The 13,948-nt window shown below is 70.4% G+C and carries 15 protein-coding genes and 1 other RNA gene; 9 read left to right on the top strand and 7 right to left on the bottom strand.

Features of this window, described 5'->3' with window-relative positions; translation table 11 throughout:
• Window position 1 precedes the first annotated feature (1 nt).
• Complete coding sequence (locus AC1RTC_RS02935) at window positions 2–175, bottom strand: methionine aminopeptidase (protein ID WP_493153957.1); 174 nt, start codon at window positions 173–175, stop codon at window positions 2–4.
• A gap of 26 nt (window positions 176–201) precedes the next feature.
• Here AC1RTC_RS02935 and map point away from each other — a divergent pair, with 26 nt between their 5' ends.
• The 8 genes from map to AC1RTC_RS02895 all read left to right on the top strand — a co-directional run bounded on the left by map (window position 202) and on the right by AC1RTC_RS02895 (window position 9,857).
• Window positions 202–1,086, top strand: a complete 885-nt coding sequence (map, locus tag AC1RTC_RS02930; protein ID WP_493153956.1) for a type I methionyl aminopeptidase — start codon at window positions 202–204, stop codon at window positions 1,084–1,086.
• 21 nt (window positions 1,087–1,107) lie between these two features.
• Entirely contained in the window at window positions 1,108–1,896 is a 789-nt protein-coding gene (ppgK, locus tag AC1RTC_RS02925) for a polyphosphate--glucose phosphotransferase (RefSeq protein WP_493153955.1), read from the top strand.
• A gap of 344 nt (window positions 1,897–2,240) precedes the next feature.
• Window positions 2,241–2,330: a potassium-transporting ATPase subunit F gene (locus tag AC1RTC_RS02920; RefSeq protein ID WP_493153954.1), complete on the top strand. Its 90-nt coding sequence runs from the start codon at window positions 2,241–2,243 to the stop codon at window positions 2,328–2,330.
• Window positions 2,330–3,973, top strand: a complete 1,644-nt coding sequence (kdpA, locus tag AC1RTC_RS02915) for a potassium-transporting ATPase subunit KdpA (protein WP_493153953.1) — start codon at window positions 2,330–2,332, stop codon at window positions 3,971–3,973. The genes AC1RTC_RS02920 and kdpA overlap by 1 nt, the downstream gene beginning before the upstream one ends.
• Window positions 3,974–3,975: 2 nt before the next feature.
• Window positions 3,976–6,078 carry a potassium-transporting ATPase subunit KdpB gene (gene kdpB / locus AC1RTC_RS02910; protein ID WP_493153952.1) on the top strand — a complete coding sequence of 701 codons (2,103 nt, stop codon included), beginning with the start codon at window positions 3,976–3,978 and terminating at the stop codon, window positions 6,076–6,078.
• A 42-nt stretch (window positions 6,079–6,120) separates the two neighbouring features.
• Window positions 6,121–6,708 (top strand): potassium-transporting ATPase subunit KdpC, encoded by a 588-nt coding sequence (gene kdpC / locus AC1RTC_RS02905; protein WP_493153951.1) that lies wholly within the window; start codon window positions 6,121–6,123, stop codon window positions 6,706–6,708.
• 3 nt (window positions 6,709–6,711) lie between these two features.
• Window positions 6,712–9,186 (top strand): DUF4118 domain-containing protein, encoded by a 2,475-nt coding sequence (locus AC1RTC_RS02900; protein WP_493153950.1) that lies wholly within the window; start codon window positions 6,712–6,714, stop codon window positions 9,184–9,186.
• A complete protein-coding gene (locus AC1RTC_RS02895) occupies window positions 9,183–9,857 on the top strand; it encodes a response regulator (protein ID WP_493153949.1) in 675 nt (224 codons plus the stop codon). The genes AC1RTC_RS02900 and AC1RTC_RS02895 overlap by 4 nt, the downstream gene beginning before the upstream one ends.
• On the opposite strand, the gene AC1RTC_RS02890 is transcribed toward AC1RTC_RS02895, so the two are convergent.
• Window positions 9,817–10,560 carry a putative protein N(5)-glutamine methyltransferase gene (locus AC1RTC_RS02890; RefSeq protein ID WP_493153948.1) on the bottom strand — a complete coding sequence of 248 codons (744 nt, stop codon included), beginning with the start codon at window positions 10,558–10,560 and terminating at the stop codon, window positions 9,817–9,819. The two genes, AC1RTC_RS02895 and AC1RTC_RS02890, sit on opposite strands and share 41 nt — an antisense overlap.
• Entirely contained in the window at window positions 10,553–10,900 is a 348-nt protein-coding gene (locus tag AC1RTC_RS02885) for a nuclear transport factor 2 family protein (RefSeq protein ID WP_493153947.1), read from the bottom strand. Before AC1RTC_RS02885 ends, AC1RTC_RS02890 begins: the two co-directional genes overlap by 8 nt.
• A gap of 72 nt (window positions 10,901–10,972) precedes the next feature.
• Here AC1RTC_RS02885 and AC1RTC_RS02880 point away from each other — a divergent pair, with 72 nt between their 5' ends.
• Window positions 10,973–11,365, top strand: a complete 393-nt coding sequence (locus AC1RTC_RS02880; protein ID WP_493153946.1) for an SRPBCC family protein — start codon at window positions 10,973–10,975, stop codon at window positions 11,363–11,365.
• On the opposite strand, the gene AC1RTC_RS02875 is transcribed toward AC1RTC_RS02880, so the two are convergent.
• The 4 genes from AC1RTC_RS02875 to AC1RTC_RS02860 form a co-directional block, all read right to left on the bottom strand.
• On the bottom strand, window positions 11,362–11,838 hold the full coding sequence (locus AC1RTC_RS02875) for a DUF2510 domain-containing protein (RefSeq protein WP_493153945.1): 477 nt from the start codon (window positions 11,836–11,838) through the stop codon (window positions 11,362–11,364). The genes AC1RTC_RS02880 and AC1RTC_RS02875 overlap by 4 nt on opposite strands.
• A gap of 18 nt (window positions 11,839–11,856) precedes the next feature.
• An RNA gene (gene rnpB / locus AC1RTC_RS02870) (RNase P RNA component class A) lies at window positions 11,857–12,224 on the bottom strand.
• A 132-nt stretch (window positions 12,225–12,356) separates the two neighbouring features.
• Window positions 12,357–13,097 (bottom strand): zinc ribbon domain-containing protein, encoded by a 741-nt coding sequence (locus tag AC1RTC_RS02865; protein WP_493153944.1) that lies wholly within the window; start codon window positions 13,095–13,097, stop codon window positions 12,357–12,359.
• A 13-nt stretch (window positions 13,098–13,110) separates the two neighbouring features.
• Window positions 13,111–13,929 (bottom strand): Nif3-like dinuclear metal center hexameric protein, encoded by an 819-nt coding sequence (locus AC1RTC_RS02860; RefSeq protein WP_493153943.1) that lies wholly within the window; start codon window positions 13,927–13,929, stop codon window positions 13,111–13,113.
• Window positions 13,930–13,948: the final 19 nt, after the last annotated feature.

Here is a 13,948-nt window from a genome sequence, read left to right as displayed (position 1 = left end):
CCTAGTCGCCGTCGCGCTCGTCCTCGGCAGCCCACTTGCGGGAGCGCTCGGCGAAGATCTCGGGGGCTCTGGCGGCCTCCTCCCGGGAGGCGAAGGGGCCGTCGCGATCGGAGCCCAGCGACTGCGGGCCCTCCTCGACCTTGCCGGTCTTGTGGTTGTACCACCATTCGGTCATGTGTACCTCCGTCTAGAATCAACACTATGCCTCGGGACGCACAGGGACACCTCGTCCCGGGACGAATCGCTCCCCCGCTCCCGATCCCTGCGAGCATCCCCCGGCCCGAGTACGTCGGCAAGCGCGGCCCGCGCGAGTACACCGGCAATGACATCTACACGCCGGAGCAGGTCGAGCTCATCCGCGAGTCGGGGCGCATCGCCGCGCAGGCCGTCGAGGCCGTGGGCGCGGCCATCCGCCCGGGAGTCACCACCAACGACCTGGACGTCATCGCCCACGAGTTCATCGTCGCGCACGACGCCTACCCGTCGACTGTCGGCTACCGCGGCTATCCCAAGGCGGTGTGCACGAGCATCAACGAGGTCATCTGCCACGGCATCCCGGATGACACCGTCCTCGAGGAGGGCGACATCATCAACCTCGACATCACCGCGTTCAAGAACGGCGTGCACGGCGACCTCAACAAGACCTTCCTGGTCGGCGATGCGGCACCGGATGCCCGCGCGCTCGTCGAGCGGACGCAGGAGGCCCTCGCCCGCGGCATCAAGGCCGTCGCTCCCGGCCGCGAGATCAACGTCATCGGGCGGGCCATCGAGTCGTACGCCCGCCGCTTCGGCTACGGAGTCGTACGCGACTTCACGGGCCACGGCGTCGGTACCGCGTTCCACTCCGGCCTGGTCGTGCCGCACTACGACGCGGCCCCCGCCTTCGACACCGTCATGGAGGTCGGCATGGTCTTCACGATCGAGCCGATGCTCACCCTCGGCACGCCCGAAGAACCCGGCACAGTCGCGTGGGACCAGTGGGACGACGACTGGACCGTCACGACCCGTGACAAGTCGCTCACCGCCCAGTTCGAGCACACCCTCGTGGTGACCGAGCGCGGCGCCGACATCCTCACCCTCCCCTAGCTCTCTCGAGAAGGAACACACATGGCAAAGGCGCTCGGCATCGACATCGGCGGCACGGGCATCAAGGGCGCCCTCGTCGACACGGACACGGGCGAGCTGCTCACCGACCGCATCAAGCTCCCGACGCCCGAGGGCGGCGCGCCCGACGACATCGTGGCGACCGTGGTCAAGCTCATCGCCGAGCTCGGCGGCGTCGAGGACGACGTGCCGCTCGGGGTGTGCTTCCCCGCGATCGTGCGCAACGGCCGCACGATGTCAGCGGCGAACGTGTCGAAGAAGTGGATCGGCCTCGAGGCGGAGGCGCTCTTCGAGAAGGCGCTGGGCCGCGACATCCACTTCGTCAACGACGCGGATGCCGCCGGCTACGCCGAGGTGCGCTACGGGGCGGCGAAGGGCGTCAAGGGGCTCGTGATCCTGACCACGCTCGGTACCGGAATCGGCAGCGCGCTCATCTACGACGGAGTGCTCATCCCCAACTCGGAGTTCGGGCACCTCGAACTCGACGGCAAGGACGCGGAGAAGCGCGCCGCGTACTCCGCGAAGGAGCGCGAGAACCTCGACTGGGAGCACTGGGCCAAGCGGCTGCAGAAGTTCTACACGTACCTCGAGTCCCTGTTCTCGCCGGACCTCTTCATCGTCGGCGGCGGCGTGTCGAAGACCGCGGACGACTTCCTCCCGCTGCTGTCGCTGCAGACGCCCATCGTGGCAGCCGTGCACCGCAACAACGCGGGCATCCTGGGGGCCGCTGCTCTCGCCGCGCCCATCCCGGACGCGGAGCCCGCGCCCAAGTTCAGCACCGACGCAAAGTAGCCCGACTTCTCCCGCTCCGCTCCCGAGAGTGCAGTTTGACGGGGTGGGGGTGGACCTCGACCCCGTCAAACTGCACTCTCGGGGGGCGGACCGGGAGCGCGGGCGCGCGCGGCGCGCGGCGCGGCGCGGGCACGGCCGCGCACGTTGCGTGAGGAATCGCCGCGGCGGCGTTAGGGAACCGTGAGGACCCGTATCGGGCGCGCCTGACCGGAGTTGACTCATCCGTGCCCGGCAGAGTGCTGGGTTCTTTCGGATGGAGTTCTCGTGCTCGACGTCGTGTTCATCGCCGGCATCCTCGCCCTCGTGGCGGTTGTCGCCCTCGTCGCCAAGGGGGTCGAGCGGCTGTGATCGTGCTCGAACTCGTGGCGGCAGTGCTCGCCCTCGCAGCGATCGCCTATCTGGTGGTCGCCCTCGTGAAGCCCGAGAAGTTCTGATGGGCTGGCTCTTCCTCGCCCAGCTCGCGACGGTCGCCGTCGTGCTGGTGCTGCTCTACCGCCCGCTCGGCGACTACATGGCGGCGGTCTACACCTCTACGAAGGACCTCCGCGTCGAGCGCGGCTTCTACCGCCTCATCGGGGTGAACCCCGCGGCGGAGCAGAGCTGGCCGGCGTACCTGCGGTCGATCCTCGCGTTCTCGACCGTCGGCATCCTGCTCGTCTACACCCTCCAGCGCGTGCAGCAGATCCTGCCGTACTCGCTGGGGCTGCCCCCGACCAGTGAGCACCTCGCGTTCAACACCGCGATCTCGTTCGTGACGAACACGAACTGGCAGTCCTACTCCCCCGATGTCACGCTCGGCTACACCGTGCAGCTCGTGGGCCTCGCCGTGCAGAACTTCGTCTCCGCCGCGGTGGGTATCGCTGTCGCCGTCGCGCTGATCCGCGGCCTGTCGTACCGGCTCTCGGGCACGATCGGCAACTTCTGGGTCGACCTCACGCGCGGCACGCTGCGAATCCTGCTTCCGCTCTCCGTGCTCGCGGCCGTCGTGCTGCTGGCCGGCGGCGTGATCCAGAACGTCAACGGGTTCCAGGATGTCACGACCATCACGGGCGGCTCGGCAGTCGTGCCCGGGGGGCCGGTGGCATCCCAGGAGGCCATCAAGCTGCTCGGAACCAACGGCGGCGGGTTCTTCAACGCGAACTCCGCGCACCCGTTCGAGAACCCCACCCCGTGGACGTCGATGGTGGAGGTGCTGCTCATGCTGCTCATCCCGTTCGCGCTGCCCCGCACCTTCGGGCGCATCGTGGGCGACAACCGCCAGGGCTACGCCGTCGCGGCGACTATGGGCGTGCTGTTCACGGCCTCCGTGTCGCTCATGACCTGGGCCGAGCTCAGCGCCGGGACGATGGAGGGCAAGGAGCAGCGGTTCGGCATCATCGGCTCAACGCTGTTCGGCACCACCTCGACGATCACGTCGACCGGTGCGGTCAACTCCATGCACGACAGCTTCTCGCCGCTCGCCGGCGGGATGGCACTCGTCAACATGATGCTCGGGGAGGTCGCGCCCGGCGGTGTCGGGGCGGGGCTGTACGGCATCCTCGTCGTCGCTATCATCGCGGTGTTCCTCGCTGGACTCATGGTCGGACGCACCCCCGAGTACCTCGGCAAGAAGATCGGGTCGCGGGAGATCAAGCTCGCGAGCCTGTACATCCTCACCACGCCGACCCTGGTTCTCGTGGGCACGGCCCTGAGCTTCGCGATCCCCGCGGTTCGCGAGGATGTCACCGGCACGTCGATCTGGAACCCCGGGCTGCACGGCTTCACCGAGGTGCTCTACGCGTTCACGTCGGCCGCGAACAACAACGGCTCCGCCTTCGCCGGGATCACCGCCAACACCCCGTGGCTCAACACCGCGCTCGGTGTCGCGATGCTGCTCGGCCGGTTCCTGCCGATCGTGTTCGTGCTCGCCCTCGCCGGCTCCTTCGCCGCTCAGGACAGGATCCCGGCCACCGCCGGCACCCTGCCCACCCATCGCCCGCAGTTCGTCGGTCTGCTCCTCGGAACGATCGTCATCGTGTCGGCACTCACGTACTTCCCCGTACTCGCGCTAGGTCCGCTAGCAGAAGGACTCCAGTAATCATGGCCATCATCCACACCGGAGCGCCCCGCAAGGCCGCTCCCGCCCCGAGCGCCCCGCGCTCGAGCGCGTTCTCCTTCGCCCAGCTCGTGCAGGCGCTCCCCGGGGCGTTCCGCAAGCTCGACCCGCGGCTCATGTGGCGCAACCCCGTGATGCTCGTCGTCGAGGTGGGCGCAGCGCTCACCACCGCGATCGCGATCGTCGAGCCCCTGACGGGCTCGCGTCAGACCGCGCCGTCGTTCACCATCGGAATCGCCGTGTGGCTCTGGCTCACCGTGCTCTTCGCGAACCTCGCGGAGTCGGTGGCGGAGGGCCGAGGCAAGGCCCAGGCCGCCAGCCTGCGCAGCACGCGGACGTCGACGATCGCCCACCGGGTCGGGTCTCCGGATGGCGCGGACTCCTCCCTCGCGGACGATATCTCCTCCGCCGACCTCCGGCTGGGCGACTACGTCGCGGTGTCGGCGGGCGAGGTGATCCCGGGCGACGGCGACATCGTGTGGGGAATCGCCTCCGTCGACGAGTCGGCCATCACCGGCGAGTCGGCCCCGGTCATCCGGGAGCACGGCGGCGACCGCAGCGCGGTCACGGGCGGCACGCGAGTGCTCTCCGACCGCATCGTGGTGAAGATCACGTCGAAGCCCGGCGAGACCTTCGTCGACCGGATGATCCGGCTCGTCGAGGGCGCCTCCCGCCAGAAGACCCCCAACGAGATCGCACTCAACATCCTGCTCGCGAGCCTCTCGATCGTGTTCCTCGTGGTCGTGCTCACGCTCAACCCGATGGCCTCGTACTCGGGCGGCGCCGTGAGCATCACGGTGCTCGTCGCCCTCCTCGTCTGCCTCATCCCGACCACGATCGGCGCCCTGCTCAGCGCAATCGGCATCGCCGGGATGGACCGGCTCGTGCAGCACAACGTGCTGGCGATGTCCGGCCGCGCGGTCGAGGCCGCCGGCGACGTCACGACCCTCCTGCTCGACAAGACCGGGACGATCACGTACGGCAACCGCCGTGCGTCGGAGTTCCTGCCGGTGGCGGGGGTGTCGCGAGACGAGCTGGTCGAGGCGGCCTGGCAGTCCTCGCTCAGCGACCCGACGCCGGAGGGCAGCTCGGTGGTCTTCCTCGCGCACGAGCTGCTGCCGGCCAAGACCTCGGGCACCGTGGCCGGCACGGTAGTGCCGTTCACGGCGCAGACCCGCATGAGCGGTGTCGACCTGCCCGACGGCTCGTTCGTCCGCAAGGGCGCCGGCTCGATGGTCGCGGCGTGGGCGGGTTCGACCCCGAAGGACCTGGACGCGCTGGTGACCCGGGTCTCCGAGTCGGGCGGCACGCCGCTCGTCGTCGCCACCAAGACCGCGGCCGGGGTATCCCGAGTGCTCGGCGTGATCCACCTCAAGGACGTCGTGAAGGACGGGCTGCGCGAGCGCTTCGCCGAACTGCGGGCCATGGGCATCCGGACCGTCATGATCACGGGCGACAACCCGCTCACCGCCGCGGCGATCGCCAAGGAGGCCGGGGTCGACGACTTCCTGGCGGAGGCCACGCCCGAGGACAAGATGGAGCTCATCAAGAAGGAGCAGGCCGGCGGCAACCTCGTCGCGATGACCGGCGACGGCACCAACGACGCCCCCGCGCTCGCGCAGGCCGACGTCGGCGTCGCGATGAACACGGGCACGTCGGCCGCGAAGGAGGCCGGCAACATGGTCGACCTCGACTCCGACCCGACCAAGCTCATCGACATCGTGCGCATCGGCAAGCAGCTGCTCATCACGCGCGGCTCGCTCACCACGTTCTCGATCGCCAACGACGTCGCGAAGTACTTCGCGATCATCCCGGCGATGTTCGCGGGCGTGTTCCCGGGCCTCGCGGTGCTGAACATCATGGGCCTGCACTCCTCGGCGTCGGCCATTCTGAGCGCGATCATCTTCAACGCGCTCGTGATCGTCGCGCTCATCCCGCTCGCCCTGCGCGGCGTGAAGTACCGCCCGGTCTCCGCCTCACGACTGCTGAACCGCAACCTGCTGGTCTACGGACTCGGCGGCATCATCGCCCCGTTCATCGGCATCAAGCTCATCGACCTCGTCGTGAGCCTCATCCCCGGCTTCTGAGCCGGCCCCCGTCACGACCTCTCGAAAACGAAGGACAATCTCATGAAATTCCGCCAAACCTGGACCGCCATACGCGCGATGGTCATACTCTCCTGCGTTTTGGGCATCGGGTACCCGGCAGTCGTGCTCGGCATCGGCCAGGCCGCGCTGCCGGCGCAGGCCAACGGCTCGCTGCTCGAGGTCGACGGCCGGGTCGTCGGCTCGTCGCTCATCGGGCAGGCCTTCACGGATGCCGACGGCGCAGCGCTCCCGGAGTGGTTCCAGTCACGCCCGAGCGCCGCGGGCGACGGGTACGACGGCGGCGCCTCAAGCGGCTCGAACTACGGCCCCAACAACGAGGACCTCGCCACCGCTGTCGCCGACCGCCGCGCGGCGATCGAGGCGCTCGACGGAGCCACCGACATCCCGGATGACGCACTGCACGCGTCCGGCTCCGGACTCGACCCGCACATCAGCCCCGAGTACGCCCTGCTGCAGGTGCCCCGCGTTGCCGAGGCCCGCGGACTGGGCGAGCAGGAGGTGCGCGACCTCGTGGAGTCTATGATTCAGGGGCGTGACCTCGGCTACCTCGGTGAGCCCACGGTCAACGTGCTGAGGCTCAATATGGCTCTCGCGGAAATGGACAAGTAGCGCATGACCAGGGGACGGCTCCGGGTAATGCTCGGGGCCGCTCCCGGCGTCGGCAAGACGTTCGCGATGCTCGAGGAGGGCCGCCGGATCGCCGGCACGGGCCGAGACGTCGTGATCGCCATCGTCGAGACGCACGGGCGCGCCGCGACCTCCGCGCTCGTCGAGGGCCTGGAGCTCGTGCCGCGCCTGACCGTGGAGCACAAGGGGGTCGCGCTCGAGGAGCTCGACCTCGCCGCCGTGCTCGAGAGAAAGCCCGATCTCGCGCTCGTCGACGAGCTCGCCCACACCAACGCGCCGGGCAGCGCGCACGCCAAGCGCTGGCAGGACGTCGAGGCCATCCTCGACGCGGGCATCGACGTCATCTCCACGGTCAACATCCAGCACATCGAGTCGCTGAACGACGTCGTGCGGCAGATCACGGGCGTCACCCAGCGGGAGACCATCCCCGACGCCGTGCTGCGGGCCGCGGACCAGGTCGAGCTGGTCGACCTCGCCCCGCAGGCGCTGCGCGACCGGCTCACGGAGGGCGTCGTCTACCCCGCCGCGCGCGTGGACGCCGCGCTCAGCAACTACTTCCGCCTCGGCAACCTGACGGCCCTGCGCGAGCTCGCGCTCCTCTGGCTCGCGGACGAGGTCGACTCGGCACTGCAGAAGTACCGCGCCGAGAAGGGCATCGCCGCCTCGTGGAACGCGCGCGAGCGGGTGGTCGTGGCGCTGACCGGCGGGCGCGAGGGCGAGACGCTCCTGCGCCGCGGGGCCCGCATCGCGTCTCGGTCGAGCGGCGGCGAGCTGTTCGCCGTGCACGTGACCCGCTCCGACGGGCTCGCCGAGAGCAACCCCGGCATCCTGGCGGCGCAGCGCGAGCTCGTTGAGACGCTCGGCGGCAGCTACCACCAGGTGGTGGGCGAGCAGGTGCCGCGCGCACTTGTCGAGTTCGCGCGCTCAGTGGACGCCACCCAGCTCGTCATCGGCGTGAGCCGGCGAAGCCGCCTGACCGCGCTGCTGACCGGGGCGGGGACGTCGGCCACCGTCATCCGGGAGGCCGGCGATATCGACGTGCACATCGTGTCGCACGCTCAGGCCGGGTCACGGACGCTCCCCACGGTCGGCGGCGCCCTCTCGCTGCGGCGCAGGCTGCTCGGGTTCGCCCTCGCCGTCGCGGGGCTGCCGCTGCTCACCTGGCTGCTGAGTGCGATCCGCAGCGAGGAGTCGATCACGAGCGACGTGCTCGCCTTCCAGCTGTTCGTGGTCGTCGTCGCTCTGGTGGGCGGGATCTGGCCCGCCGTCGTGAGCGCTCTGGCCGCCGGCATCCTGCTCGACTTCTTCTTCGTCGACCCGCTCTACACGATCACCATCACCGAGCCCCTGCACCTGCTGGCCCTCGTGATCTTCGTCGTGGTCGCCGTCCTGGTGAGCATCGTGGTCGATCAGGCGGCGCGGCGCTCGCGGGTCGCGTCCCGGGCGGCGGCGGAGTCCGAGACGCTGGCTACGATCGCCGGCGGCGTGCTCAGCGGGCAGGACGCCCTCGACGCCCTGGTCGCGCGGCTGCGCGAGTCCTTCGGCATGGCGAGCGTCATCCTGCGGTCCCGCGGCGCCGTGCTCTACGCCGCGACGGATGCCGCACTCGCGAGCGACGACGACCGCGAGTCGAGCTTCCCGATCGGCGACCACGCCAGCCTCTCGCTGCGCGGGCCCGAGCTGCCGGCGTCCGACCGGCGGATCCTGGGGGCGTTCCTCTCTCAGATCGCCGCCGCCCTCGCCCAGCGCGAGCTGGCCACCGAGGCCGAGAGCATGCGCCCGGTTGCGGAGGCCGACCGGCTGCGCACCGCGCTGCTCGCCGCCGTCGGCCACGACCTTCGCCGCCCGCTCGCCGCAGCGACCGCCGCGATCACCTCGCTGCGCTCGTCCGAGGTGACCCTTTCCACCGCCGACGAGGCCGAGCTGCTCGCGGCCGCAGAGGAGTCGCTCGATGCCCTGGCCGAGCTCGTCACGAAGCTGCTTGACGCGAGCCGGCTGCAGGCCGGGGTGCTCGGTGTGACCCTCGCGGACACCGCGCTCGACGACGTGGTCATGGGCGCCCTCGACGAGCTCGCCCTCGCGCCGGGCGAGGTGCAGCTCGAGCTCGGGGACGTGCCCGCCGTGACCGCCGACCCCGTGCTGCTCCAGCGCGCCGTCGTGAACCTGCTCGCCAACGCACTGCGGTTCTCCCCGGCGGGCACCTCGCCCGTCGTCGCGACGAGCGCCTTCGAGGGGCGCGTGCAATTGCGGGTGATCGACTCGGGGCCGGGCATCCCGCCCGAAAGAAGGCAGGATGTCTTCGTGGCCTTCCAGCGACTCGGTGACACCGACAACACCACCGGAGTGGGCCTCGGCCTGGCTCTCTCGAAGGGGTTCGTCGAGGCGATGGGCGGCACCCTCGAGGCCGAGGACTCCCCCGGCGGCGGCCTCACCATGGTGATAGAGCTGGCCGCGGCATGAAGATCCTGATCGCCGACGACGACCCGCAGATGCTGCGCGCCCTGCGCATCACCCTCACGGCGCGCGGCTACGACGTCACCACCGCCGCCGACGGCACCGCCGCCCTCGACGCCGCGATCAAGACGCACCCCGACATCGTCGTGATCGACCTCGGGATGCCCGGCCTCACCGGCATCGAGGTGATCGAGGCCCTGCGGGGCTGGACGCAGGTGCCGGTGCTCGTGGTCTCCGGCCGCAGTGAGAGCTGGGACAAGGTGGAGGCGCTCGACGCGGGCGCCGACGACTACGTGACGAAGCCGTTCTCGGCGGACGAGCTGCTCGCCCGCATCCGCGCCCTCTCGCGGCGGACTCCGGCTGCCAGCAACGAGCCCGTCGTCACCTTCGGGGATGTGACAGTGGACCTCGCCGCCCGCGTGGTCACCCGGGCCGGGGCATCCGTGCGCCTGACGCCCACGGAGTGGCGGCTGCTCGAGGTGCTCCTGCGCAACCACGACCGCCTGGTGACGCGCGAGACGCTGCTCACCGAGGTCTGGGGACCGCAGTACACGACCGACACCGGGTACCTCAGGCTCTACCTCTCGCAATTGCGCAAGAAGCTCGAGCCGGAGCCGTCGGCCCCACGGTACCTGCTCACGGAAGCGGGGATGGGCTACCGCTTCGTGTCACAGTGACGACCGTCTCGTCGACGGCCGCGGCGAAGCCGTAGGCTGCGGCGAGCTCGACCACCGCGGGCGCCTGCTCCTCGCTCACCTCGGTCAGGAGCGCGCCGTCGAGCGCGAGCCAGTCCCCGGCCTCGGCCAGGATGCGGCGGACCAGGGCGAGCCCGTCCGTGCCGCCGTCCAGCGCGAGCAGCGGCTCGAAGTCGCGCGCCTCGTGCGGCAGGAGCGCGATCTCCTCCGTCGGCACGTAGGGGGCGATGACGACGATGAGGTCGAACGCGAGCCCGCGCGGGAGCGGCTCGTACAGGTCGCCCTCGAAGACGCGCGGCACGTTCTGGCGCGCGACGGCCACGGCCACCGGGTCGAGCTCCGCGGAGTAGAGCTCCGCCTGCAGCTCGTGGGCGACCGCCGCCCCCACCGCCCCGCTGCCGCAGCACAGGTCGAGCACGGTCGAGCCGCCGCGGGCGACCGCGAGGTCGACGAGGTGCTCGGTGCGCGGGCGCGGGACGAAGACGCCGGGCGCCACGACGTAGCGACGGCCGTAGAACTCCGCCCAGCCGAGCACGTGCTCCAGAGGGAGCCCGTCGACGCGGAGCTGCGTCATGCGCTCCAGCTCGGCGGCATCGTCGGTCTCGGCGAGCAGGAGGGCGGCCTCCTCCTCCGCGAAGACGCAGCCGGCGGCGCGGAGGCGGAGGACGAGGTCGGCCTCAGTCAATGCGGGTGCCCTGGTGGAACATCACGCGCCACCCGTCGAGCGAGTCGCGCCAGATGGACGAGCGGCGCACGCTCCGACCCTCGATCGTCGAGACGTAGGTGACGAGCACGAGGTGGTCGGCGATCGGACGGGCATCCATCTCGGAGATCATGACGTGCGGCATGCTCGACGCGGTGCCGAACTCGGTGAGGATCTCGGCCTGGTGCCACAGGCGGCCGCCCTGTCCGACCTCGAGGAACTCCGGGTCGATGAGCTTGGCAGCCGCGCTGCGGTCCGCCCGGACGGCAGGGTCGAGCAGCGCGAGTTCCCCCGCGATCGCTGCCGCCGTGGCATCCGTCACAGCACAAGAATATGGGGCCTTCGCGCCAAGCGGCGCATCGACACCGCGCGGGTCGCGCGCGAGAATCGAACCATGGAGTCCCAGCACCTGAGCGTGTTCATCCGCCGCAGCGTCGACGCGGTGTACGACTACGCCTCCAACCCCGAGAACCTGCCCGAGTGGGCGGAGGGGCTCTCCGTCGGCATCGAGCTCGTGGACGGCGAGTGGGTCTCGATCTCGCCCCTGGGCGCGGTGACCGTGGAGATGTCCCCGCGCAATGCGCTCGGGGTGCTCGACCACTGGGTGACCACGGCGGAGGGCGACACGTTCTACAACCCCGTTCGGGTGATCGAGGCCGACGGCGGCGCCGAGGTGGTCTTCACCCTGCGACGCCAGCCGGGCATGTCGGACGACGCCTTCGAGGCGGACGCGATCGCCGTCGTGACCGATCTCGCGACGCTCAAAGGGGTGCTCGAGCGCGGCTAGGGCGTGTAGTCGATCGAGAACGCCGCGATGAAGCTGATGATGACGGTGATCAGGATGACCGTGGCGATCACACCCGTGACGATGCCGATGCCGGACAGAGCCAGCGCGGAGCCGGTGGGCGACCCCTGAGCCCTGAGCTGGCGGACCTTGGCGAGGCTGTCGAGGCCGAGGACAATGGCGACCGGGCCCAGCACGGTGAAGCCGAAGAGGCCGATCACGCCGGTCACGAGAGCGGCCAGCGCCAGCCGGTTCTGCGGCTCTGAGACCACGAAGGCCGCTGGGGACGCGGCGGACGGGGCGTACGGGTTGGGCCGCGGCGGCGGGTTGCTCCCGCCGTAGACCGGCGGGACGGCAACCTGCGGTACGGCGCCTCCGCGGCGGGAGTCGCTCCAGCCGGAGCCGTTCCACCACCGCTCACCCGCTTCGCCATCGGGAGCCGGATACCAGCCAGGGCGCTTGTACTCGTCGGCCATGCCACCGAGTCTAGGGAGTGAATGGGCCGGCTGATACGCCGGGTTCTGTTGGGGTGCCGAAGCACCTTGGACGGCCATCTATCTACGACGTACGTTGCCGCACGCCTCTAGCGGCCTACCCGGGAACTGGACGAGCAGCCCGTAGCGTTCCCTGTCTGACCTTGCTCCGGACGAGGTTTACCTAGCCGGCCGTGTCGCCACGGCCGCTGGTGGTCTCTTACACCACCGTTTCACCCTTACCCCCGGCCGAGGCCGAAGGCGGTCTACTTTCTGTTGCACTGTTCTCGCGGGTTGCCCCGGGTGGGTGTTACCCACCGCCCTGCTCTGCGGAGCCCGGACGTTCCTCGAGAGCTGTTGCCAGCCCGCGCGGCCGTCTTGCCGACCCATTCGACTGGCCATCCTACTCGGCGGCAGCCCAAGTGGTCCCTCGCGGGTGGTTTGTGCCAGGGGGGTGTCGAAGGCGCCGAGGCGCGCAGGCAGGATTCGGGGCGCGGGATGCGGCGCGCGCCGGCAGCGCGCTAGAGCCCCGACTCGGCAGTACGCACGAGGATCGCCTCGCTGCTCGCGCACATGATCACGTCATCGGGCGCTGCGGCGCGGATCTCCTGCATCTCGTTCTCGAGGAGCTTCACACCCGAGGCGAGGGAGACACCGCCGCGCAGCAGCGAGGCGCCGGTGCCGTAGCGGCTGCGCTGGCGCTCGTAGAGCGCGAGCAGGTCCGCGGGCACCTTCGCCTCGACCTCGGCGCGGCCGGCGGCGGCCGTGGTGCGCTCGGCCGCGATGGAGGCGAGCGCGGCATCCCGGTCGACCTCGACCTCGGCGGCGCGCGCACGGAGGGCGTCGAAGGCGGCCGTGGTGTTGTCCACGAGGGTCTGCTGCTCCTCGAGCCTCTCCATGACGGTGAGCTCGATCTCCTCGAGGTCGCCGAGGCGCTTGCGCAAAGCCGTGAGCTCCTGCTCGAGCGCCGAGACGTCCTTCACCGACGAGCTGCCCTGGAGCCGCTCGGTGTCGCGGGCTATGCGCGTCTCGACGACCTCGACATCCGACTCGACGCGCTTCAGCTCGATCTTGATGTCTTCGAGCCCGCCGTTCTGCTCGCCGAGGGTCAGCCGGAGCGCGTCGGCATCCTTAGCGAAGCCCGCGAGGGTCGCCAGCTCCGGGAGGCTCTTCGCGCGGTGGTCGAGCTGCGCGAGCTTGGTGTCGAATGCCTGCAGGTCGAGCAGCAGTGCCTGGGCTTCGGGGGCGGCTTTCAGGGCCATTGGTCAACTTCTCTCATTGGATGATCGTGAAATCCCACGGGTCGGTGCGCAGTTCGCTCACCGTGATCTCGACGCCGGGAAGGGCGTCGCGCAGTTCGGACGCCGCGGCGTCCAGCCACAGCCACTCGCTCGCCCAGTGCGACACATCGATGAGCGCGGGCCCGCCCGAGATGCGCGCGTTCTCCCGCGCCTCGGAGGCCGGGTGGTGCCGCAAGTCGCTCGTGATGTACACATCGGCGGCGAGTACTTCGGGCGCGGACAGGTACGCGTTGCCCGCCCCGCCGCACAGGGCGACGGTGCTGACGGGCCGGTCGAAGTCGCCGGACACGCGGATCCCGCTCGCCGTCGCGGGCAGGATGTCGCCGAGCGCGCGGGCCAGCGTTCCGAGGGTGGTCGGGGCCGGCAGCGTGCCGATGCGCCCGATGCCGCGGTGGGGGTTCGCCGCAGGGACGAGCGGGCGCACATCGAGCAGCCCGAGCTTCGCGGCGAACGTGGCCGAGGTCCCGGTCTCGACGACGTCGGCATTGGTGTGCGCGGCGAGGAGGGCGCAATTGCCCCGGATGAGCCGGGTCAGCGCCGCGCCCTTGTACCTGTCGCTCGCGACCGTCGTGACGCCCCGAAGTAGAAGGGGGTGGTGGACGAGCAGCATGCCCGCACCGGTCTCGAGCGCCTCGTCGACGGTGTCGAGCACGGCGTCGACCGCGAGCAGGATCGAGGTTACGGGGGCGTCGAGGTCGCCGGCCACGAGCCCTACCGCGTCCCACGGCTCGGCGCCCGACGCTGGCCACAGCCGCTCGACGGCGGCTGTCACATCGGCAACGGTGGTGGGCACGTGCCCCAGTCTATTCAGG

This window comes from Rhodoglobus sp. GW821-FHT12B09 (assembly GCF_058809925.1).
Note: the sequence above shows the minus strand (reverse complement) of the source record. Positions and strands in the feature narration are given on the sequence as shown.

What these genes read in the sequence shown, in the direction of transcription:
- AC1RTC_RS02935 (WP_493153957.1), bottom strand. Translation starts at nt 175, where the DNA reads ATGACCGAATGGTGGTACAACCACAAGACCGGCAAGGTCGAGGAGGGC.
- map (WP_493153956.1), top strand. Translation starts at nt 202, where the DNA reads ATGCCTCGGGACGCACAGGGACACCTCGTCCCGGGACGAATCGCTCCC.
- ppgK (WP_493153955.1), top strand. Translation starts at nt 1,108, where the DNA reads ATGGCAAAGGCGCTCGGCATCGACATCGGCGGCACGGGCATCAAGGGC.
- kdpA (WP_493153953.1), top strand. Translation starts at nt 2,330, where the DNA reads ATGGGCTGGCTCTTCCTCGCCCAGCTCGCGACGGTCGCCGTCGTGCTG.
- kdpB (WP_493153952.1), top strand. Translation starts at nt 3,976, where the DNA reads ATGGCCATCATCCACACCGGAGCGCCCCGCAAGGCCGCTCCCGCCCCG.
- kdpC (WP_493153951.1), top strand. Translation starts at nt 6,121, where the DNA reads ATGAAATTCCGCCAAACCTGGACCGCCATACGCGCGATGGTCATACTC.
- AC1RTC_RS02900 (WP_493153950.1), top strand. Translation starts at nt 6,712, where the DNA reads ATGACCAGGGGACGGCTCCGGGTAATGCTCGGGGCCGCTCCCGGCGTC.
- AC1RTC_RS02895 (WP_493153949.1), top strand. Translation starts at nt 9,183, where the DNA reads ATGAAGATCCTGATCGCCGACGACGACCCGCAGATGCTGCGCGCCCTG.
- AC1RTC_RS02880 (WP_493153946.1), top strand. Translation starts at nt 10,973, where the DNA reads ATGGAGTCCCAGCACCTGAGCGTGTTCATCCGCCGCAGCGTCGACGCG.
- AC1RTC_RS02875 (WP_493153945.1), bottom strand. Translation starts at nt 11,838, where the DNA reads ATGGCCGACGAGTACAAGCGCCCTGGCTGGTATCCGGCTCCCGATGGC.
- AC1RTC_RS02865 (WP_493153944.1), bottom strand. Translation starts at nt 13,097, where the DNA reads ATGGCCCTGAAAGCCGCCCCCGAAGCCCAGGCACTGCTGCTCGACCTG.